The organism is Mesorhizobium sp. M0923 (assembly GCF_040319365.1).
Taxonomy (GTDB): Bacteria; Pseudomonadota; Alphaproteobacteria; order Rhizobiales; family Rhizobiaceae; genus Mesorhizobium.
Genome location: NZ_JAMYNW010000019.1, coordinates 50,833 through 71,830, shown reverse-complemented (window position 1 = coordinate 71,830; position 20,998 = coordinate 50,833). Strand labels below are relative to the sequence as shown.

Sequence of the window (20,998 nt, the reverse complement as noted above, 5' to 3'; positions counted from 1 at the left end):
CCGGCTTTATGTTCTCCGCAAGCAAAGCAGGCCAGGCACCAATCAGTCGAGAAATGGCTTTGCCTTCATCGTCGCCGGCACCGGCACGCCGAGGCGCGCAAGCACCGTTGGCGCGAGCTGCAGCTGATCGAGCAGCGTCTTGGCTTCCGGACCCTCGCTGGATCCGAAGTAGTAAAGTGCGAAATCCTGCATCTCCTCGTCGTGGCCGCCATGATGGCCGCGATCGGTCTGGCCATGATCGGCGGTGACGATCACCTCGTAGCCGGCCTCCCGCCAGCGCGGCAGGAAGCCGGCGAGCATGGCGTCCATTGCATAGACGGCATGATCCATCTCATGGCAGTCATGGCCGAAGCGGTGGCCCATCGAGTCCAGCGTGCAGCTGTGCAGGATGCCGTAGTCGATGCCGTAGCGCCTGGTCAGCATGGTCAAGGTAGCGAACAGGTCGACGTCGCTCGGCGTCATCTGGTTCCTGGCATTATAGCCGGTCATGGTGTGGAACCGGCCGTGGCCGATCGGCCCGCCCGGCTCGTCGAACTCCATGTCCTCGACCAGGTCGAACGGATAGGCCCGGAAGAATTCGGACCAGTAGGAATGGGTGACCGCACCCGTCTTGCCGCCGGCCCTGCTGACTTCGGAAAAAATATCAGGCTGTTCGACGCGAAACCGGTTCTCGTTCGACAGGATACCGTGCACTTGGGGCGGCACGCCGGTGTGGATCGAGGCGTAGCAGGATGCCGAGGTCGACGGCAGGACGGAGCGCATTTTCCATACGCGGGCTTCGCCTGATTGCACCCAGCCTTCGAGATTGCCCATCAGCCGCCGCCAGTTCCGGTAAGGCACGCCGTCGAGGATGATGACCAAAAGTTTTGTCTTGAGCGCCACGGGAGTGTCTAATTTCCCGCGCTGGCCATGCGCCGTCCCTTGATCGCCTTTTCCAGCCAGCCGATCTCCATTTCGGGCACCGACGACAGCAAAAGATCGGTGTAGGCATCGAAGGGTGGCGTCAGCACGGTGCTCTTGGCGCCGTAGCGCACCACCTCGCCGCGATACATCACCGCGATTGAATCGGCGATCGACTTGACCGTGGCCAGGTCGTGGGTGATGAACAGATAGGCGACGTTTTCCTCTTTCTGCAGCCCGAGCAGCAGCTCCAGTATGCCATGGGCGACCAGCGGGTCGAGCGCCGAGGTCACCTCGTCGCAGATGATCAGCTTCGGCTTGGCGGCGAGCGAGCGGGCGATGCAGACGCGCTGCTTCTGGCCGCCCGAAAGCTCGGCCGGATAGCGGTCGATATAGCCTTTGCCCATTTCAATCTTGTCGAGCAGTTCGGCGACGCGTTTGTCGCGCTCGCGCCCGCGCATCCCAAAATAGAATTCCAGCGGCCGGCCGATGATGGTGCCGACCGTCTGGCGCGGGTTCATCGCCACATCGGCCATCTGGTAGATCATCTGCAATTGGCGCAGATCCTCTTTCGGCCGGTCGGCAAGCCGGTTGGCGAGCGGCCGCCCGTCGAAGGTGACGGTGCCTTGTTCGGGCGGCAAGAGGCCGGTGATGGCGCGCGCCAGCGTCGATTTGCCGGAGCCGGACTCGCCGACCACCGCCAGCGTCTGGCCCGGGAAAATATCGACCGAGACGTTCTTCAACACCTTGATGTGGCTGCGGCCATAGGCGGCGGTGATGTTCTTGACCGACAGGAACGGGCTCGTGCCGGGCTTCTGCTCCTGATGTTCGATCTCATGCACTGAAACCAGCGCGTTGGTGTATTCCTGGCGCGGCTCCTTGATGATCTGGCGCGTGCCGCCCCATTCGACCAGCCGGCCGTGGCGCAGCACCATGATCTCGTCCGATACCTGGGCGACGACGGCAAGATCGTGGGTGATGTAGAGCGCCGCGACATGCGTGTCGCGGATGGCATCCTTGATCGCCGCCAAGACGTCGATCTGCGTCGTCACGTCGAGCGCCGTGGTCGGCTCGTCGAAGACGATCAGGTCGGGCTCCGAGCACAGCGCCATTGCCGTCATCACGCGCTGCAGCTGACCGCCCGACACCTGGTGGGGGAAGCGCTCGCCGATGCTTTCGGGGTTCGGCAGGCTGAGCTTCTTGAACAGCGCCACGGCGCGCTTTTCGGCTTCGGCCCGCGTCGCCGTGCCGTGCAGCAGTGCTGCCTCGACCACCTGGTCCATCAGCCTGTGCGCCGGGTTGAAGGCAGCTGCCGCCGATTGCGCGACATAGCAGACCTCGCGGCCGCGCAATTTGCGGAACCCTTCGTTGCCGCCCTTCAGGATGTCGCGGCCATTGAGGATGACCTCACCGCCGGTGATGCGCACGCCGCCGCGGCCGTAGCCCATCGACGACAGGCCGATGGTCGATTTGCCGGCGCCGGACTCGCCGATCAATCCGAGCACCTTGCCCTTTTCGAGCGTCAGCGAGACATCGTGCACCAGCACGATGTTCTTCGGCGCCTCGCCCGGCGGATATACCGTGGCCTCGATGCGCAGATTGCGGATGTCGAGCAGCACGCCGGACCTCGGTTGCCCGGGCTTCGGTTGCCCGGGCTTCGGTTGCTTGTCAGCCATTACCCGCGTCCTCCCTTCAGGCTTGTCGTGCGGTTGAGCACCCAGTCGGCGACGAGATTGACGGAAATCGCCAGCGCTGCGATCGCCGCCGCCGGAATGAGGGCGGCGCCTATGCCGAAGACGATACCATCCTTGTTTTCCTTGACCATACCGCCCCAATCGGCGTCCGGCGGCTGTACGCCAAGCCCAAGGAAGGACAGCGTCGACAGGAACAGCACGGCATAGATGAAGCGCAGGCCGAGTTCCGAAACCAGCGGCGACAGCGCATTGGGCAGGATTTCGCGGAAGATGATCCAGCCGCTGCCTTCGCCGCGCAATTTGGCCGCCTCGACGTAATCCATGACGTTGATGTCGACGGCGACCGCCCTCGACAGGCGGTAGACGCGGGTCGAATCCAGAACGCCCATGACCAGGATCAGCGTCACCAGATTGGATGGCAGCACCGAAAGCACGACAAGGGCCATGATCAGCGTCGGGATCGACATCAGGAGATCGACGAGACGCGACAGAAGCGTGTCGAACCAGCCGCCGAAAACCGCCGCCGAGAAGCCGAGTATGGCGCCGAGCGAGAACGATAGCGCGGTCGCCAGCACCGCGATGAACAGGGTGATGCGGGCGCCATAGATCATGCGCGACAACAGATCGCGGCCCAGATTGTCGGTGCCCAGCCAATGCGCCGCCGACATCGGTTCCCAAGGGACGTCGCTGACGATCTCGGCATTGCCATGCGGCGCGATCCACGGCGCAAAAATCGCCGCCAGAACGAACAGCGCCGTCAGCACGATGCCGATCAATGCCGGGATGGGGATGCGTTTGATGACGAGCATACCCGACCCCTTCATTTCGGATGTCTAAGGCGCGGATTGGCGACGATTGCCGCTATGTCCGCGATGATGTTCAGGCTGATGTAGACGGCGGCGAAGATCAGCCCGACCGCCTGCACCACAGGCACGTCACGCTTGGTGACGTGGTCGACGAGATATTGGCCCATACCCGGATAGACGAAGATCACCTCGACAACGACGACGCCGACTATGAGATAGGCCAGGTTGAGCATTACGACGTTGATGATCGGCGCAATAGCATTGGGGAAGGCATGCCTGCGGATGACCGCGAAGGCGGAAAGCCCCTTGAGTTCGGCGGTTTCGACATAGGCCGACTGCATGACATTGAGGATCGCGGCGCGCGTCATGCGCATCATATGGGCGAGCACCACCAAGGTCAGCGCCGCCGCCGGCAGTGCTATGGCCTGGATGCGCTCGCCGAACGGCATTCCGTCATAGACGGTGGAAATGGCGGGAAACCAGTGATGTTGCACCGCGAAGAAAAAGACGAGCACATAGCCGACGAAGAATTCCGGGAAGGACGTCGAGGCCAGCGCCAGTCCCGAGATCAGCTTGTCGACCCAGCCATTGCGGTAGCGCACCGCGATCAGCCCGAGGATGATCGCCAGCGGCACCGCGACGACCGCCGCCCAGAAGGCGAGGAACAGTGTGTTCCACAGCCTTCCCTTGATAGAGGTTGCGATATCCTGACCGCTCGACATAGCCGTGCCGAGATCACCGGTCAGAATGCCGCCGAGCCAGCGAAAATAACGGATGTAAGCCGGATCGTTGAGCCCGAGCTGTTCGCGCAGATTGGCGAGCGACTCCGGTGTCGCCGACTGCCCGAGAATGGCTTGCGCAACATCGCCGGGCAGGATCTGGGTGCCGGCGAAGATCAGGACCGAAACGGCCAATAGAAGGATGATGCCCAGCGCAATGCGCTGGGCCACCAGTTTCACGATGGGTGAGGACATATCCGCAAGGCCGGGCTCAGGCTTCGAGCCAGCACTTCGCGAGAGCATATCCGTTCATCAACTCCTGATGCGGATCATCCACCCAGCCGGTAACCTTGGCGCCCGTCGCGTCGATGAACTGATTGAACATCGGCAGGATCAGGCCGCCCTCGTCGCGCACCATCACAGCCATGTCGTGGTACATTGCCTTGCGCTTGGCCTCGTCGAGCTCGGCGCGAGCCGCCAGCACCATCTTGTCGAAATCCGGACGCTTGAACCGTGTGTCGTTCCAGTCGGCCGTCGACAGATAGGCAGTCGAGTACATCTGGTCCTGCGTCGACCGGCCGCCCCAGTAGGAGGCGCAGAAGGGCTGCTTGTTCCAGACTTCCGACCAGTAGCCGTCGCCCGGTTCGCGCTTGATCTCCAGCTTGATGCCGGCCTTGGCCGCGCTTTGCTGGAACAGCTGTGCGGCATCGACGGCACCGGGGAAGGCGACGTCCGACGTCCGGAGCAGGACGGCACCGTCATGGCCCGACTTCTTGTAGTGGAACTTGGCCTTGTCGGGATCGTATTTGCGCTGCTCGATCTCGGTGAATAGCGGGTACGATGCATTGATCGGGAAGTCGTTGCCGAGCGAGCCATAGCCACGCAGCACCTTGTTCAGCATCTCCTCGCGGTCGATCGCCAGCTTCAGCGCCATGCGCAAATCGTTGTTGTCGAACGGCGCGGTGTTGCAGTGCATGATGAAGACGTAGTGGCCGGGTCCCGAATGGTTGCGGATGGTGACGCCGGGCACACGCTTGATCAGGTCGACGATCTTCGGCTCGACGCGGTTGATCATGTGGACCTGGCCGCCCTGCAGGGCCGCCGTACGCGCCGTGGCGTCGTTGATGACGATGATCTCGATCTGGTCGGCATGGCCCATCTTGTCGCCCTGCCAGTAGTTGGCGAAGCGCTCGCCGCCATGGCGCACGCCGGGCTCGTTGGTGGTGACCTTGTAAGGACCCGCCGAGATGCCGGCATCGGCCTTGTCCTTGCCGCCGTTCGGCTGGATGATCAGGTGATAGTCGCTAAGCAGATAGGGAAGATCGGCATTCGGCTCCTTCAGCGTCAACACCACTTCCTTGCCGCTGGCCTTGATGCTCTCGATGCCTTTCATATAGCCGAGCGCGCCGGATTTCGACTTCTCGTCCGAATGGCGTTCGAGGGTGGCGGCCACGTCCTCTGCAGTCACTTTCTTGCCGTTGTGGAACTCGACGCCGTCGCGGATCTTCAGCGTCCAGGTCTTGGCGTCGTCCGACGAGCCGATCTCCTCGGCAATGCGGTTCTCGAGCTTGCCTTCGGGAGACAGCTCGACGATCAGTTCGCCCCACATCTTGCCGAAGGCGAACGGCACCTGCGTCATGAACAGCGCCGGATCGAGGCTGTTGGTGGATTCGCCACCGACGAGGCCGGCCTTGAGCGTGCCGCCCTTGACCGGACCCGCCGCGCGGGAAGCGCTGGAAAGCAGCGAATTGGCGAAGGTTGCGGTGACGCCGAGCGCTGCCGCCCGGCCGAGAAAATCGCGACGGCTCAGCTTGCCGGACGCAACGCGCCGGCTCAGATATTCCAGTTCGTTCGACATGTTGAGTTCCTCACTCTGTTGGTCCGACCTTATGGTCGTTTTTTCTCATTTCAATCGGGAGAATAATGACCGTAAGGGAAAGGGGTAAGCAAGACCGAATGCGACATGCCGTGGCGTAAATCGTGCGTCGCAATTGGACCAATCGCTATAAGCGCTCAAAGCAGTACCCGCGGGATGTTCTCCTCGAAATCGCGCTCGAAGACCAGTTTCTCGCCTTCATAGGCTTCAATTCTGGCGCTAACCATGAAGCTTTGCGCGTCGGAGCGCATTTCGGCGAAGGTTTCGGTGCGCACCGACCATTCATTTCGCGACAGCGTCTGGGTCCAATGCGTCTTGCCCAAGGCTGACAGCGGATCGTCAGGATGGATCGCCCACGTCTCTCTCGCGATGCTGCCATTGGCAAGGCTGTGTTCCAGGTCGCGCACCTCACCGAAATCGTTGACGATGGAAAGCGTGATCATTCCGGTCTTTTCGTCGCGATCGACATGACGCTCGGAATTGGCGGCGCGGACCGTTTCGGTTGCCCAGGGCGTGGCGCCTTCGGGGGCGGGGAAGGTGACCTCGTCGCCTGTCGCCGGCGGGCGCAGCGGCAGCATCAATGTCGCGGCCGACAATTCCAGCCGGACCGGCTCCGGCGACGGCCAGATCATCGGCCAATAGCTGTTGGAAATGGCCACACGCAAGCGGTGACCGGCCGGCACGCGATAGGCGCATTGGTCGAGCACCACCCGGGCGTTGACGATTTCGCCGGGCACCAGCGCTTCGGGAAATTCGTGCGAGTTGCGATGCGTCAGGTTGAGCACGCCGTAGGAGATCAGCTCCGACGCTCCGTCCGGATGGACGTCGCACAGCCGAACCGCGATGTTCGCCTGGCGCCGGTCCGCCGAGCCCCTGACCGCAACTTCGGGAGCACCGACGATGTCGATCGCTTCGTTCAGCACCGGCTGGTCGAAACACACCGACAGCGCATCGTCGGGGCGCTGGTCACCCGGCAGTTCCGGTCCAAAGGTGAAGGGGAAATATTCGCCACCGGCAAGGCCGCAGCTTTGCGGCGAAGTGACGATAGCGTGGTTGCCTTCAGCGATAAGCTCAACCTCTTGCGTCTTGATGTTGGGTGACGGCCATTCCGTTTCAGCGACCCAGCGGCCCGGCCGCTCGGGATGCCAGCGCGCCGGACGCACGCTGTCCATCACATAGGCGCGGTAGGCCGGGTCGGCCTCTACGCCGGTGTCGAGGTCCTTCAGCCAGCGGTCCCACCAGCGCAACGCCTCCTGCAGGAAGCCGATGCGCGGTTCGGGCGCGGCGTAATGCGGGTATTTGTGGATCCACGGGCCGACGATGCCCTTGACCGGCGCCTCGATATTGGCGGCGAGATGGGAAATCGTATTGCGATAACCGTCATGCCAGCCGCCGATCGACAGCACCGCGGCATGAATGGCGGAATAGTCCTCGCAGATCGAGCCGCGCTTCCAATAGGCGTCGCGATGCTGGTGCTTCAACCACAGCGGCGCCAGGAAGGGCTGGTTCTCCAGCCGGGTCAGCCACAGCTCGCGCCATCTGTTGTCGCCGGCCAGCAACGGATCCGGCGGCCGCGACGAATAGGACAGCATGGTCGAAGCCCAGCCGAAATTCTCGATCAGCAGGCAGCCGCCCTTGTAGTGGATGTCGTCGGCGTAGCGGTCGACTGTCGAACAGAGACTGATAACCGCCTTCAGCGCCGCCGGCTGCTTGGCTGCTACCTGCAGGCAGTTGAAGCCGCCCCACGAAATGCCCATCATGCCGACATTGCCGTTGCACCAGGGCTGCGCCGCCGCCCAGGCTATGACGTCGCAAGCGTCCTGCAATTCCTGCTCGGAATATTCATCGTCCATCAGCCCTTCGGAATCGCCGTTGCCGCGCATGTCGACGCGGATCGAGGCGTAGCCGTGGCCTGCGAAATAGGGATGCGTCAGCTGATCACGATAGATCGTGCCGTCGCGCTTGCGATAGGGCAGATGTTCGAGGATTGCCGGCACCGGATCGTCGGCGGCATCGGCCGGCATCCACACCCGCGCCGACAGCCGGCAGCCGTCCGGCATGACGATCCCCATATCCGGAAATTCGACGATCTTTCGTGGGAATTCAGTGACGATTTTCATGCCGGCAGACTCCAGGAGCACCAGATGATGGAGTCCGCAGGATGTCGTCGTGGGCCAGCCAACGAATTCGGCTGGTCAATCCGCGTCAATTCAACGGGATGTCGTTTTCGGCCTTGCTCGCCTGGTAAGCGCCGGACAGTTCGTCGTAGATTGCAGAGATGGCGCTGATCCGCGCCTCCAGCCGCTCGCGCTCAGGCCCCGACAGCGATCGTACCAGTCTGCGGATCGAAAAGCTCTTCCAATAGGCATTCTCGGCATTGTAGCCGCCGGGATCGAGGGTGAAGACCTCTTTCAGGATCTTCAAATCGTGCGGGATAGCGAAACTGTCGCGCGAATCCTCGTGGCTGAACAGATAGTAGAAATTGTCGAAGCCGGTCCAGGTGATCGCCGACAGGCAGAGCGAGCAAGGTTCGTGCGTGGCGAGAAAGATGGCATCCGCGGTGTCGACGCGCTCGGCCTTCGGCATTTCGTAGAAGCGCTTCAGGCAATGCACCTCGCCGTGCCACAGCGGGTTTTCCGTCTCATTGTTGGTTTCGGCAAGCACCAGCGAGCTGTCGTCCTTGCGCAGGATCGCCGCGCCGAACAACTTGTTGCCATGCGCGACACCCTTCGCCGTCTTCGGCACGATGTCGTGCTCTATGACGTCGAGCAGGCGGTCGATCAGCGAAATGTCAGCCATCACCGGCTCCCATCGGGAAGATGAATCTCATAAGCGTGCGAGAAGTGGCACTCTTCGAGGTTGGAGCCGTCGCCGCCCCGGTCGACGACCAGGAAGTCCTGGGGCTCGCCGATCGGCGTCAGCACGCCGTGCCACAAATTGCGCGGATAGTTGACGCCTTGCCCGGGCGCGGTGATGAACGCATGCGGCTCGCCCGGGCCTTCCTCGCCGTCATGGCAGACGATGACCAGGAACGGCCGTGGTGACAGCGGAATGAAGGCCTGGCTGCCAAACGGATGGCGCTCGACCATGGTAAGCTTCAACGGCAGCTCATAGGGCGTGCCACGCACCATCGAGATCAGCACGTGCGCATTCGGCCCTCGTGCTTCAGCGGTGGCGAGATCGTGATAGCGCTCGGCCTTGCCGCCATTGATCGGATAATGGTTGTCGCCGCCCATATCGATGACGTCGCCGAATTCGGCGAAATTCTCGCGGGTCAGCGGCCGCGCGACGATGCGGATCACCGCGCGCGACCCTCGATGCCCACACCGCCGAGCTTGGCGTGGCGGTTCACGTCCTTGTAGAGGAGGTAGCGGAATTTGCCTGGCCCGCCGGCATAACAAGCCTGCGGGCAGAAGGCGCGCAGCCACATATAGTCGCCGGCCTCGACTTCGACCCAGTCCTGGTTGAGACGGTAGACCGCCTTGCCCTCCAGCACATAAAGCCCGTGCTCCATGACATGCGTCTCGGCGAAGGGAATGACCGCGCCCGGCTCGAGCGTCACGATGGTGACATGCATGTCGTGGCGGATGTCTTCAGGATCGACGAAGCGCGTTGTTGCCCAGCGGCCTTCGGTACCTGGCATCGGCGTCGGTACGATATCCTGTTCGTTGGCGAAGAACGCTTGCGGCAGCTCGATGCCGTCGACCGCATCGTAAGCCTTTCGGATCCAGTGGAAGCGGACGGCAGCGCCGCTTTCGTTGCGCACCGTCCACCCGCTCGCTGGCGGCAGAAACGCGAACCCGCCCGGCCTGAGCACATGCTTCTTTCCGGCTAGCGACACGCTCAGCTCGCCTTCAACCACGAATATCGCGCCCTCGGCATCATCATCCGGTTCTGGCCGGTCGCTGCCGCCGCCGGGCGCGAGCTCGACGATGTATTGCGAAAACGTCTCGGCAAAACCCGACAGCGGCCGCGACAGCACCCAGACCCGTGTCCCATCCCAGAACGGCAAGGCGCTGGTGACGATGTCCTGCATCACGCCTTTGGGGATTACGGCATAGGCCTGTGTGAACACGGCGCGTCCGGTCAGCAATTCACTCTGGCCGGGATGTCCGCCCTGCGGCGCATAATAGGTTCGCTCGGCCATTTTCATCATATCCATAAATTCAAGCCTGTTGCGGAAGCCAGGGCCCATCGCGGCAGCCAAAGCCTATTGTGGAAGCATGTCCTTGAGACGAAGCAGCGCGATGCGCTCGACCTGTCTGCAGGCGGTTTCGAATTCGACATCGCGGCTGTTGCCGATACGCGTTTCGAACTCGGCCAGGATGTCCTCCTTGGTCTTGCCCTTCACCGCAATGATGAACGGGAAACCGAAACCGGTGACGTAGGCGGCATTGAGCTTTGCGAACAGCTCGCGCTCGTTGTCGGTCAGCGCGTCTAGCCCGGCCGAAGCCTGTTCCCTGGAGGATTCCGCGGTTAGCCGCTTGGCCTGCGCCAGTTTTCCGGCAAGGTCGGGGTGGGCATTGAGCACGGAAAGCCGCTCGGCCTCGCTGGCCGCGCGAAAGACGCGGCAGAGCGCGTTGTGCAGGCCGCCGGCACTGTCATGCGCCGGGCCGAGTTCCAACTCGTAGGCGCGCTCGGCAATCCACGGCGAATGTTCGAAGACGCCGCCGAATGCGTGGACGAAGGCCTCGAATTCCATTTTCGACGGGCGCAATGCCGGCAACCGGAACGGATGCGTCTCCTGCCAATGTTTTGCAATGTCGATGCGCCGTGCCAGCCAGACCTTGTCGTGTGATTTGACGTAGTCGATGAAGCGCTTCAGTGCCGCGACCCGGCCCGGCCGCCCAACCAGGCGGCAGTGCAGGCCGATATTCATCATGCGCGGCCGCCCTGCCTTGCCCTCGGCATAGAGCGTGTCGAAACTATCCCTGAGATAGGCAAAGAACTGGTCGCCGGAGTTGAAGCCCTGCGGCGTGGCAAAGCGCATGTCGTTGGCGTCGAGCGTATAGGGGATGACCAGCTGCGGCTTCGCCGACCCGTTCGGTGTCACATGCTCGAACCAGTAGGGCAGTTCGTCGTCATAGGTGTCCGACACATAGTCGAAGCCGCCTTCTTCCGCCGCCAGACGCACCGTGTTGATCGACGTGCGGCCGGTGTACCAGCCGGTCGGCCGCGCGCCTGTCACCTCATAATGCAGCCGTATCGCCGCTTCCATGTCGCGGCGCTCGTCTTCTGGCGCATGGTCGCGGTAGTCGATCCATTTCAGCCCGTGCGAGGCGATCTCCCAGCCGGCCTCCTGCATCGCTGCGACCTGGTCGGGCGAGCGCGCCAGGGCCGTGGCGACGCCGTAGCAGGTGACCGGCACCTGTGCCGCGCTGAACAGGCGCAGCAATCGCCAGAAGCCGGCGCGGGCGCCGTATTCGTAGATCGATTCCATGTTCCAGTGGCGCTGGCCGGGCCAGGGCGCGGCGCCGACGATCTCCGACAGGAAAGCCTCCGAGGCCTTGTCGCCGTGCAGGACGCAATTCTCGCCGCCCTCTTCGTAATTGACGACGAACTGGACCGCGACATGCGCCCCGCCGGGCCATTTTGGATCCGGCGGATTGGCTCCGTAGCCGCGCATGTCTCGTTCGTAACGCATTCTCGCTCCTGCCGGAAATTGTGATCAGGATAGTCGAAAGGAGTGCCTGCGCATTCCCCCGAAATTTTTGAAAGTGTTTTTGTCGCGCTCCGCTCGACCGGGACTTATGCATCGCCTTTAATTGGCGCACAATTCATGAATAGTGTTCGACTGTGCAGGGAATGGAGCAGCCAGTGGCGGAAACGTCGAAAGCCGAAGGCGGGCGCCTGACGACCCATGTCCTCGACACCGCGGCCGGCAAACCGGCGGCCGGTCTGTCGATTGAGCTCTATCATCTTGACGGCCAGGCCCGGACGCATCTGAAAACGGTCGTCACCAATGATGACGGCCGTTGCGATGCTCCGTTGCTTGCCGGCGCGGAGTTCCGTACCGGCGAATACGAATTGGTCTTTGCGGCCGGCGATTATCTGCGCCGGCAGGGGACAAAACTGCCGGAACCGGCCTTCCTCGACCATGTGCCCATCCGCTTCGGTATGGCCGAGCCGATGCACTATCATGTGCCGCTGCTTCTGTCGCCGTACGGCTATTCGACCTACCGGGGAAGCTGAGATGGCCGGGATCAAGACACGCAACGAAATCCGGTTCATCCTCAATGGCGAGGACGTCGCGCTCGGCACGGTTGCACCCGACCAGACACTGCTCGACTGGCTGCGGCTCGACCGCTCGCTGCGCGGCACCAAGGAAGGTTGCGCCGAGGGCGACTGCGGCGCCTGCACGGTGCTGGTCGGCAGGCTCTCCGGTGGAACACTGGTCTATGAAAGCGTCAATGCCTGTATCCGCTTCCTTGGCTCGCTAGACGGCACGCATGTCGTGACCATCGAGCATCTGCGCGGCGACGCAGGAAAACTGCACCCCGTGCAGCAGGCGATGATCGATTTCCACGGCTCGCAATGCGGCTTCTGCACGCCGGGTTTCGTCATGTCGCTTTATGCGCTGTGGATGCGGTCGCCGGAGCCGTCGGACGCCGCCATCGAAAAGGCACTGCAAGGCAATCTCTGCCGCTGCACCGGCTACGAGGCGATCATGCGCGCCGCACGTGCCATCTCCAGCTACGGCAAGGCGGCAAAGGATCCGTTGGCGGCCGAGCGCAAGGCAGTCACGGCCAAGCTCGACGCGATGAAGGACGGTTCGCGCATTGAGATCGGCTCCGGCAACAAGCGGCTGATCGTGCCGGCCAATGCCGACGATCTCGCCAGCGTGCTGGTCGAGGAGCCGGGCGCCACTATCGTCGCCGGTTCGACCGATGTCGGCCTTTGGGTGACCAAGCACATGCGCGATATTTCGCCGGCGGTTTTCATCGGCAATCTCGATGGTCTGTGCGGGATGTCCGAGGACAAGGGCGTCATCTCGATCGGCGCCGGTGTCACCTATAGCGAAGCCTTCTCGACGCTGGCAAAATGCATCCCGGCGCTAGGCCCGCTGTTCGACCGCATCGGCGGCGATCAGGTGCGCAACATGGGCACCATCGGCGGCAATATCGCTAACGGTTCGCCGATTGGCGACACGCCGCCGCCGCTGATCGCACTCGGTGCCCGCATGACGCTGCGTCGCGGCCACAAGCGGCGGACGATCCCACTCGAAGATTTTTTCATCGCCTATGGCCGACAGGACCGGCAGCCCGGCGAATTCGTCGAGGCCGTGCATGTTCCGCTGCCGGGCAGCGAGACGAAATTTGCCGTCTACAAGATCACCAAGCGCCGCGACGAAGACATCACCGCAGCGCTAGGCGCGTTTTTCCTGACGCTGGCCGCGGACGGCACGGTGGCGGAGATACGCATCGCCTATGGCGGCATGGCGGCAACGCCGAAGCGCGCCTTTGGCGTAGAAAAGGCATTGCTTGGCAAGCCCTGGACGGAAGCGACGGTCGAGGCGGCGATGGCCGCGTACGCCGGCGATTTCACCCCGCTGACCGACATGCGGGCAAGCGCCGAATACCGGGCGCTGGCGGCGCGCAACCTGCTGCTGCGCTTCTTTGCCGAAACCATGGGCACCCGGGCGCCGATCCAGGTATCACGGCACGAGGCGGCATGATGAACAAGCACGCCACTCCGAACTTGAAGGCGCAAAAAATCGCCGGCGGCGTCGCCACCGATCAGCGCCATGATTCCGCGCACAAGCATGTCAGTGGCACGGCCGTCTATATCGACGACATGCCGGAACCGGCCGGCACGCTGCACGGCTGTCTTGGGCTTTCGGCGGCGACGCATGCCACCGTCACCAGCATGGACCTGTCGGGGGTCCGCGCCGCACCCGGCGTCATCGACGTGCTGACGGCGAGCGACGTGCCCGGCGAAAACGATATTTCGCCGACCGGCCGCCACGACGAGCCGGTGCTTGCCGACGGCAAGGTGCAATTCTTCGGCCAGCCGATCTTCTGCGTCATCGCCGAAACCCGCGAGCAGGCGCGCCGGGCGACGAGGCTGGCCAAGGTCGAATACAAGGAATTGCCGTTCGTCGCCGATATTGGCGAGCTCGATCCCCGGAAAGACAAGCTGGTCACGCCGCCGCTGACCCTGAAGCGCGGTGATGCAGCGGCTGCGATCAAGGCAGCGCCACGCCGGCTGAAAGGGCAGATGCGCATCGGCGGCCAGGAGCATTTCTATCTCGAGGGTCATATCGCCTTGGCCATCCCTGGCGAGGACCACGACGTCACCATCTATTCCTCGACCCAGCACCCGAGCGAAATCCAGCACATGGTCAGCCATGCGCTCGGTGTTCCGAGCCACGCGGTGACGGTGGAAATCCGCCGGATGGGGGGCGCTTTCGGCGGCAAGGAAACGCAAGGCAATCAGTTTGCGGCATTGGCCGCTATCGCCGCGAAGAAACATCATCGGGCCGTGAAAATCCGGCCCGACCGCGACGACGACATGATCGCCACCGGCAAACGCCACGATTTCCTCGTCGACTACGAGGTCGGCTTCGACGATGAGGGCAATATTCTCGGCGTAGATTTCATGTTCGCGGCGCGCTGCGGCTTCTCGGCCGACCTCTCCGGCCCGGTCACCGACCGCGCGCTGTTCCATTGCGACAACACCTATTTCTGGCCGGCGGTGCACGCGCAATCGGCGCCGCTCTACACCAATACGGTATCGAACACCGCCTTTCGCGGCTTCGGCGGCCCGCAAGGCATGGTCGGCGCCGAGCGCGTCATCGACGAAGTCGCGTTTGCCGTCGGCAAGGACCCGCTCCAAATCCGCAAGAAGAATTTCTACGGCACCAGCGACCGCAACATCACGCCCTACCACCAGACGGTCGAGGACAACATCATCCACCGCATCGTCGCCGAGCTGGAGGCGAGTTCCGACTATGCAAGGCGCCGCCGCACCATCGATGCTTTCAACGCCAACAGCCGCTTCATCAAGCGGGGACTGGCGCTGACGCCGGTCAAGTTTGGCATCTCGTTCACCGCCACCCATTACAACCAGGCCGGCGCGCTGGTGCATGTCTATACCGATGGTTCAGTGCACCTGAACCACGGCGGCACCGAGATGGGGCAGGGCCTCTATGTCAAGGTGGCGCAGGTTGTGGCGGAAGAGTTCCAGATCGACCTCGATCAGGTCAAGATCACCGCGACGACGACCGGCAAGGTGCCGAACACCTCGGCCACTGCCGCGTCTTCCGGCTCCGACCTCAACGGCATGGCGGCGCAGAACGCCGCCCGCCAGATCAAGGACCGGCTGACCAATTTCGCCGCCGAGAAATTCCAGGTGCCGCGCGACCAGGTGCTATTCCTGCCAAACCGGGTGCGCATCGGTAATCAGGAGATCGCCTTCGCCGATCTCGTCAGGCAGGCCTATATGGCGCGCATCCAGCTTTCGGCGGCTGGCTTTTACAAGACGCCGAAAATCCATTGGGACCGCGACAAGGGCGAGGGTCGCCCCTTCTATTATTTCGCCTATGGCGCGGCTTGCTCGGAAGTTTCGGTCGACACGCTGACCGGCGAATATGTCGTCGAGCGCACCGATATTCTGCACGAAACCGGGCGTTCGCTGAACCGCGCCATCGACCTCGGCCAGATCGAGGGCGGCTTCATCCAGGGCATGGGCTGGCTGACCACGGAGGAACTGTGGTGGGACGACAAGGGGCGGCTGCGCACCCATGCGCCGTCGACCTACAAGATCCCGCTCGCTTCGGACCGGCCGAAGATTTTCAACATCACGTTGGCCGACTGGGCGGAAGCAGGCGAGCCGACGGTGCACCGCTCCAAGGCGGTCGGCGAGCCGCCCTTTCCGCTCGCAATGTCGGTGCTGCATGCGCTGTCGGATGCGGTGGCGAGCGTTGCTGGCCACAAGATCTGCCCGCGCCTTGACCCGCCTGCCACGCCGGAACGGGTGCTGATGGCGATCGAACGGCTGAAGCGAGAAGCCAGGACCGGCACTTGAATCCCGGAAAACGTGCAATTCAGGCCGAAAAACTCTATATTTCCCAACAGGGAACGCGAATGATGAACGCGAAAATGCAGAGCCTGAAAGCCTTTCTTGCCGGTGCCTGCCGGGTCGCCTTGGTTGAGGTGGCCGGGACAAAAGGCTCGACGCCGCGCGAGAGGGGTGCCTTCATGCTCGTCTCAGGATCGGCCACTTTCGGCACGATCGGCGGCGGCCACCTCGAATATATGGCGATCGACAAAGCGCGGCAGATGCTTGGTCGATCGGCCTCAGGTTCTGGCGAATCTGTCGAGGCTGGCGCCGCCCCTCATCCGCCTGCCGGCCCCTTCTCCCCGTATAGTTACGGGGAGAAGGGGGCTGGCCGCAACGCTGTCGCGACGCTCGACGTCGCGCTCGGCCCGGAGATCGGGCAGTGCTGCGGCGGCAGGGTCGAGGTGCTGATCCGGCTGGTTGACGCCGCGCTTGAGGCCAAGTTGGTCGCGGCGGCGGAAGCCGAGGAGGCGCAGCTGCCGCATGTCTACATCTTCGGCGGCGGCCATGTCGGCCATGCGTTGGCCTCGGCGGTGGCTTTGCTGCCGGTGCATGTCGTCATTGCCGAGACGCGAGCCGAAGCGCTGGAGGGCATGCCAGACACGGTCGAAACCTGTTTGACGCCGATGCCTGAGGCGATGGTGCGCGAAGCCCCGGCTGGATCCGCCTTCGTCGTCCTTACCCATGACCACGCGCTGGATTTCCTGATCGTCGCCGAGGCGCTGAAACGCCGGGATGCCGCCTATGTCGGCATGATAGGCTCCAGAACCAAGAAGGCGACGTTTCGGAACTGGTTCCTTAAGTCGGCGGACGGAAGCGAGGCGGAATTTGACCGCCTCGTCTCGCCGATCGGCGGCGATGCCGTCAAGGACAAGCGCCCGCAAGTGATCGCCGCACTCGCCGCAGCCGAGATCATGACGGCGTTGGCCGCCCACGCGATAGAACCGGCAGCTCCGTCCAAAGCACGTCGTGGCAAGGCGATGGCGGGCTGACGTTTCCTTCTATTCCTGTTCCTGCGTGTGTGCCTCGAGGAACCACAGCAATTTGTCGAGCGAGCGTGAATAGGCGGTGAAGATGTCGGCGGTGTCGGCGTCGCCCGCTCCCGCCGCTTCGTCGATCGCCGCGCGTGCCCGCTTGGCGGTCGCGGCATAGCGGTCGATCAGCGCCGCCAGATGATCTCGGGTCTTGTGGATGTCGGTCGGATAGGCCTCGAGCATAGTCGCCTTCGACACCTCCTGCGATGTGCCGAGCGCCGTGCCGCCGAGCTGTACGGCGCGCTCGGCAATGGTGTCGACATGTCCGTCGATCTCCTCGCGGAACGTGTCGAGCATCTCATGGATGGCGATGAATTGCGGCCCCTTGACGTTCCAGTGCGCCTGCTTGGTGATCAAGGCCAGATCTATGGCGTCGGCGAGGCGGGCGTTGAGAAGATCGATACACTCTTTCTTGGCATTGGATTGCAGGTCGTTGCGGGTGGCGATGGCATCCATGATCGGCTCCTGTGGCGGTTGCGTCCGCGTGGTTTGAAGAGGGCGAAGTTTGTGGAAGGTCAATCGAGCATGCGCGCAGACGCCCTCATCGCCGCGGCACAGCATCCCAAAACGGCGATCTCCGACTTTCGTTCCGCTCGTCGTTTACGCTGGCCTTTTCAAGCCCAGATGGTCGCGCAGCGTGCTGCCGTCATAATCCGTACGGAACAGACCGCGCCGCTGCAGCTCCGGCACGACAAGCGTGGCAAAGGCATCGAGTTCGCCGGGAAAATAGGATGGCATCAGGTTGAAACCGTCTGCCGCGCCGCCCTCGAAGCGTGCTGCGAGCTGGTCGGCGATCTGGGCCGGAGTTCCGACGACGCGCCAATGGCCGCGCGCGCCGGCGAAATGACGGGCAAGCTGGCGAATGGACAGGTTGTCGCGGCGCGATTGCTCGATGACGAGCGCCTGCCGGCTCTGCATGCCTTCGCTGGCCGGCAGCTGCGGCAGCGGTCCGTCGATGGGATAGCGCGAGAGATCGGATATGCTGAGATAGCTGGAAAGCAGCGCAACGCCGACATCGTCCGGTATCAGCTCCTGCAGTTCATCATGTTTTGCCCGGGCTTCCGCTTCGCTTGCCGCGACGACCGGCGCCACCCCAGGCATGATCTTGAGGTCGTCCGGCTTGCGCCCATAGGCAGCCAGCCGTCCCTTGAGGTCGTCGTAGAAGGCCTTCGCTTCCTCGAATGTCTGCGCCGCCGTAAAGACCACGTCGGCGGTCCGGGCGGCGAGGTCACGACCCTCGTCCGACGCTCCCGCTTGCACCATGACCGGTGCACCTTGTGGCGAGCGCGGCAGATCGAGCGGGTCACGCACCGAAAAACTTCTGCCTTCGTGTCCACCCTGGCCTCGCCAAAGGCCGGCAACCACGGCAGCGAATTCGCGCGCCCGCCCGTAACGGTCCGCATGCGGGCGCAGACCGGTCGAGCCGAAATTGGCGGCCTCGATCTGGCTGGCCGAAGTGACAAGGTTCCAGCCGGCACGCCCGCCGCTCAGATGGTCGAGCGACAGGAAGGTCCGCGCCAGCCCGTAAGGCTCGTTGTAACTCGTCGATGCCGTGGAGACGAGGCCGATGCGCTCCGTCTGCACCGCGAGCGCCGCAAGCAGGCTGATCGGCTCGAAGCCAATCGAGCGCGACGTTTGGCTGGCGATGTCGACATTGGCCTCGCGCACACCGGCGGCGTCCTCGCAGAAGATCATGTCGAACTTCGCCGCTTCCGCCGTCCGCGCCAGCTGGATGTAATGATCGATGTCGATGCCAGCCGTGACATGCGCCTGCGGATGGCGCCAGGCGGCGATGTGGTGGCCTGTCGCCCATAGGAAGGCGCCGAGCTTCATCTGGCCTCGACCGGCGCTCATTGCCGATCCTCCCCTGCAAGCCCGAGATGGGCCCGCAGTGTCGCCGCGCTGTAGCCGGACCGGACAAGGCCGCGGCGGCGAAGCTCCGGCAGCACGAGACCGATGAAATCGTCGAGCGCCGACGTGAGCGGCACGGCGATGTTGAAACCGTCGCAGGCTTTCGAGCGAAAGCACTCTTCGAGCCTATCCGCAAACATATCCGGCATGGCGGCCATCTCGCCATCCGTGACAACATTCATCAGCACCTTCAGCCCCTCCGGCCTGCGCCCGAAGGCAAGCGCACGGCGCTTCAGATCGTCAGCCCAGTCGATCGATCGCTGGTCTAGCAGGACAACATCGGCGGTGCGGGCGGCGATATCCATGTCGGGCTCGGACAGGCCGGACATGACCAGCACCGGCGTGTCCTGCGGCGACCGCGCCACGTTGAGCGGCCCGCGCACAGAAAAATATTCGCCCCTGTGGTCGAGAAGGTGCATCTTCTCGGGATCGAAGAAGCGGCCGCCACTTTTGTCGAACAGAAGCGCGTCTGCGTCCCAGCCTTTCCACAAGCCTTGCACGATGCCGACGAATTCCTCGGCGCGCAGGCGGAATGCGTCGCCGGAAAACCCTTCCGGTCGGCTGAAATTGGCCGCCTCGCGCGGGTCGGGCATCATGCTGGCGTTCCAGCCGGCGCGGCCATGGCTGATAATGTCGAGCGAAGCGAAACGGCGCGCGAGATTATAGGGCTGGTGGGCGACCATTGACGCCGCGGCGATGAGACCGATCCTGCTTGTCACCGTCGCCAGCGCTGCCAGCAAGGTCGTTGCTTCGAAGCGCATTTGCCGGTTCGGTCCGCCTGCAACCGGCGCGGAATCGGCGAGCAACACCATATCCAGGCCGGCCGCTTCGGCTTTTTGCACGGACCGCGTCAGCAGACTGAAATCCGGAACGACGTCGGACGGAGAGGAGGGAGCAGTTTCCGGAGCTAGTGAAACGGCTAGATGCATTGTGGCGCCGCTGGCCATCGGTCTTCCCTGGTGAGTGAGATTCCATAAGAAATATCTTCGCCGGCTGGACGGAAAGCAACCGGCCAGCCGGCGATCATTTGCCGGCCAGAATATCCCTGATCAGCCGCTGGCAGCGCTCGGCCATGAAGTCGAGCAGCAGCCGCACCTTCGGATCCTGCAGCTTCTTATGCGGGTAGACGGCGGCGAATTGCACCGGCGTCGGCGGCGTTTTGCTCAGGATCACCTTCAGCCGCTGGTCGCGGATAAACGGCTCGACCTCGAAGCGCGGCTTGTTGATGATGCCGCGGCCGGACAGCGCCCAGCCGGTCAGCACGTCGCCGTCATCGGTATCGTAGGGGCCGTGCACTTCGAACTTTTGCGGCCCGTTCCGCGTCTGCAGGGTCCAGACATATTCGCGCGCGCCGGAATAGCGCAGCATCAGGCAATCGTGCTTCTTGCCGATCAACTCGCTCGGCTCGCTCGGCTCGCCGCGCGCCTCCAGATATTGCGGAGCCGCCACCAGCACTCGCTCGCAGTCCATGATGCCGCGCATCCTGAGGCTGGAATCCTCGATGATGCCCAGCCGGAACGCAACGTCGATGCCTTCCTTCATGATATCGACATTGTGGTCGGAAAGCCGGAGCCGCACCTCGATATCTGGGTATCTGTCGTGGAAATCCGGGATGCCGGATGCCACCAGTCTCCGCCCGAGGCCGAGCGGCGCTGTCACCTTTATGGTGCCGCGCGGCTGGCCGGATAACGCGCTGACCGCAGCTTCGGCCTCGGTGACCGCCTCGAGCACCTGCTTGGCGCCGGAATAGAACACCGTGCCGTGCTCGGTCGGCATCAACTGCCGCGTCGTGCGGTTGAACAGCCTGACACCGAGATGCTTCTCGAGCTCCTTGATCCGGTTGGAAGCGACCGCCGGCGAAATGCGCATGTCGCGCCCAGCCGCCGACAAATTGCCGAGTTCGACGACGCGAACAAAAACGGCGATGTTATCGAGATAGGCCATGCGGCTTTCGGGGCTCTCATGTGGCTGCGTATGATCAGCCTAGTATTTTCCAATT

Annotated in this window: 18 protein-coding genes; 4 read left to right on the top strand and 14 right to left on the bottom strand. The window is 63.2% G+C overall.

What is annotated here, in order from left to right; all coding sequences use genetic code 11:
- Positions 1-42 precede the first annotated feature (42 nt).
- The 10 genes from NKH89_RS26770 to puuE form a co-directional block, all read right to left on the bottom strand.
- Positions 43-882, bottom strand: coding sequence for an alkaline phosphatase family protein (locus NKH89_RS26770; RefSeq protein WP_352910651.1), 840 nt, complete (start codon positions 880-882; stop codon positions 43-45).
- Positions 883-890: 8 nt separating this feature from the next.
- On the bottom strand, positions 891-2,576 hold the full coding sequence (locus NKH89_RS26765) for an ABC transporter ATP-binding protein (protein ID WP_023718088.1): 1,686 nt from the start codon (positions 2,574-2,576) through the stop codon (positions 891-893).
- Positions 2,576-3,403 carry an ABC transporter permease gene (locus NKH89_RS26760; RefSeq protein WP_023718087.1) on the bottom strand — a complete coding sequence of 276 codons (828 nt, stop codon included), beginning with the start codon at positions 3,401-3,403 and terminating at the stop codon, positions 2,576-2,578. The genes NKH89_RS26765 and NKH89_RS26760 overlap by 1 nt, the downstream gene beginning before the upstream one ends.
- An 11-nt stretch (positions 3,404-3,414) precedes the next feature.
- Positions 3,415-4,374: an ABC transporter permease gene (locus NKH89_RS26755; protein WP_352910648.1), complete on the bottom strand. Its 960-nt coding sequence runs from the start codon at positions 4,372-4,374 to the stop codon at positions 3,415-3,417.
- A 16-nt stretch (positions 4,375-4,390) separates the two neighbouring features.
- Complete coding sequence (locus NKH89_RS26750) at positions 4,391-5,977, bottom strand: ABC transporter substrate-binding protein (protein ID WP_352484366.1); 1,587 nt, start codon at positions 5,975-5,977, stop codon at positions 4,391-4,393.
- A 155-nt stretch (positions 5,978-6,132) separates the two neighbouring features.
- Entirely contained in the window at positions 6,133-8,115 is a 1,983-nt protein-coding gene (locus NKH89_RS26745; protein WP_352910645.1) for a CocE/NonD family hydrolase, read from the bottom strand.
- Positions 8,116-8,200: 85 nt separating this feature from the next.
- Positions 8,201-8,794: a nucleoside deaminase gene (locus NKH89_RS26740; protein ID WP_023718083.1), complete on the bottom strand. Its 594-nt coding sequence runs from the start codon at positions 8,792-8,794 to the stop codon at positions 8,201-8,203.
- Positions 8,794-9,297, bottom strand: a complete 504-nt coding sequence (locus tag NKH89_RS26735) for an ureidoglycolate lyase (RefSeq protein WP_023718082.1) — start codon at positions 9,295-9,297, stop codon at positions 8,794-8,796. Before NKH89_RS26735 ends, NKH89_RS26740 begins: the two co-directional genes overlap by 1 nt.
- Positions 9,294-10,142 carry a bifunctional allantoicase/(S)-ureidoglycine aminohydrolase gene (locus NKH89_RS26730; RefSeq protein WP_023718081.1) on the bottom strand — a complete coding sequence of 283 codons (849 nt, stop codon included), beginning with the start codon at positions 10,140-10,142 and terminating at the stop codon, positions 9,294-9,296. The genes NKH89_RS26735 and NKH89_RS26730 overlap by 4 nt, the downstream gene beginning before the upstream one ends.
- A 63-nt stretch (positions 10,143-10,205) precedes the next feature.
- The gene (puuE, locus tag NKH89_RS26725) at positions 10,206-11,639 is read right to left on the bottom strand and encodes an allantoinase PuuE (RefSeq protein ID WP_023718080.1); all 1,434 of its coding nucleotides are present in this window, start codon (positions 11,637-11,639) and stop codon (positions 10,206-10,208) included.
- Between the two features lie 173 nt (positions 11,640-11,812).
- On the opposite strand from puuE, the gene uraH reads away from it, so the two are divergent.
- The 4 genes from uraH to xdhC all read left to right on the top strand — a co-directional run bounded on the left by uraH (position 11,813) and on the right by xdhC (position 17,046).
- Positions 11,813-12,187: a hydroxyisourate hydrolase gene (gene uraH, locus NKH89_RS26720; protein ID WP_023676223.1), complete on the top strand. Its 375-nt coding sequence runs from the start codon at positions 11,813-11,815 to the stop codon at positions 12,185-12,187.
- 1 nt (position 12,188) lies between these two features.
- Complete coding sequence (gene xdhA / locus NKH89_RS26715; RefSeq protein WP_352484368.1) at positions 12,189-13,670, top strand: xanthine dehydrogenase small subunit; 1,482 nt, start codon at positions 12,189-12,191, stop codon at positions 13,668-13,670.
- Entirely contained in the window at positions 13,670-16,021 is a 2,352-nt protein-coding gene (xdhB, locus tag NKH89_RS26710; protein ID WP_023718078.1) for a xanthine dehydrogenase molybdopterin binding subunit, read from the top strand. Before xdhA ends, xdhB begins: the two co-directional genes overlap by 1 nt.
- A gap of 62 nt (positions 16,022-16,083) precedes the next feature.
- Complete coding sequence (gene xdhC, locus NKH89_RS26705; RefSeq protein WP_352910683.1) at positions 16,084-17,046, top strand: xanthine dehydrogenase accessory protein XdhC; 963 nt, start codon at positions 16,084-16,086, stop codon at positions 17,044-17,046.
- Between the two features lie 9 nt (positions 17,047-17,055).
- Here xdhC and dps read toward each other — a convergent pair whose 3' ends face one another.
- From dps to NKH89_RS26685, 4 genes are all read right to left on the bottom strand, one after another.
- Positions 17,056-17,544, bottom strand: coding sequence for a DNA starvation/stationary phase protection protein Dps (gene dps, locus NKH89_RS26700; RefSeq protein WP_023718076.1), 489 nt, complete (start codon positions 17,542-17,544; stop codon positions 17,056-17,058).
- A 144-nt stretch (positions 17,545-17,688) separates the two neighbouring features.
- A complete protein-coding gene (locus NKH89_RS26695; protein ID WP_023718075.1) occupies positions 17,689-18,942 on the bottom strand; it encodes an LLM class flavin-dependent oxidoreductase in 1,254 nt (417 codons plus the stop codon).
- Positions 18,939-19,946 (bottom strand): LLM class flavin-dependent oxidoreductase, encoded by a 1,008-nt coding sequence (locus NKH89_RS26690; RefSeq protein ID WP_031193704.1) that lies wholly within the window; start codon positions 19,944-19,946, stop codon positions 18,939-18,941. Before NKH89_RS26690 ends, NKH89_RS26695 begins: the two co-directional genes overlap by 4 nt.
- 76 nt (positions 19,947-20,022) lie before the next feature.
- Positions 20,023-20,943: a LysR family transcriptional regulator gene (locus tag NKH89_RS26685; RefSeq protein WP_023718073.1), complete on the bottom strand. Its 921-nt coding sequence runs from the start codon at positions 20,941-20,943 to the stop codon at positions 20,023-20,025.
- Positions 20,944-20,998: the final 55 nt, after the last annotated feature.

Excerpts from the sequence above, each read along its gene's own strand:
- NKH89_RS26765 (WP_023718088.1), bottom strand. The coding sequence starts at position 2,576 with ATGGCTGACAAGCAACCGAAGCCCGGGCAACCGAAGCCCGGGCAACCG.
- NKH89_RS26760 (WP_023718087.1), bottom strand. The coding sequence starts at position 3,403 with ATGCTCGTCATCAAACGCATCCCCATCCCGGCATTGATCGGCATCGTG.
- NKH89_RS26755 (WP_352910648.1), bottom strand. The coding sequence starts at position 4,374 with ATGTCCTCACCCATCGTGAAACTGGTGGCCCAGCGCATTGCGCTGGGC.
- NKH89_RS26750 (WP_352484366.1), bottom strand. The coding sequence starts at position 5,977 with ATGTCGAACGAACTGGAATATCTGAGCCGGCGCGTTGCGTCCGGCAAG.
- NKH89_RS26745 (WP_352910645.1), bottom strand. The coding sequence starts at position 8,115 with ATGAAAATCGTCACTGAATTCCCACGAAAGATCGTCGAATTTCCGGAT.
- NKH89_RS26740 (WP_023718083.1), bottom strand. The coding sequence starts at position 8,794 with ATGGCTGACATTTCGCTGATCGACCGCCTGCTCGACGTCATAGAGCAC.
- NKH89_RS26730 (WP_023718081.1), bottom strand. The coding sequence starts at position 10,142 with ATGGCCGAGCGAACCTATTATGCGCCGCAGGGCGGACATCCCGGCCAG.
- puuE (WP_023718080.1), bottom strand. The coding sequence starts at position 11,639 with ATGCGTTACGAACGAGACATGCGCGGCTACGGAGCCAATCCGCCGGAT.
- xdhA (WP_352484368.1), top strand. The coding sequence starts at position 12,189 with ATGGCCGGGATCAAGACACGCAACGAAATCCGGTTCATCCTCAATGGC.
- xdhB (WP_023718078.1), top strand. The coding sequence starts at position 13,670 with ATGAACAAGCACGCCACTCCGAACTTGAAGGCGCAAAAAATCGCCGGC.
- xdhC (WP_352910683.1), top strand. The coding sequence starts at position 16,084 with ATGAACGCGAAAATGCAGAGCCTGAAAGCCTTTCTTGCCGGTGCCTGC.
- dps (WP_023718076.1), bottom strand. The coding sequence starts at position 17,544 with ATGGATGCCATCGCCACCCGCAACGACCTGCAATCCAATGCCAAGAAA.
- NKH89_RS26695 (WP_023718075.1), bottom strand. The coding sequence starts at position 18,942 with ATGAGCGCCGGTCGAGGCCAGATGAAGCTCGGCGCCTTCCTATGGGCG.
- NKH89_RS26690 (WP_031193704.1), bottom strand. The coding sequence starts at position 19,946 with ATGGCCAGCGGCGCCACAATGCATCTAGCCGTTTCACTAGCTCCGGAA.
- NKH89_RS26685 (WP_023718073.1), bottom strand. The coding sequence starts at position 20,943 with ATGGCCTATCTCGATAACATCGCCGTTTTTGTTCGCGTCGTCGAACTC.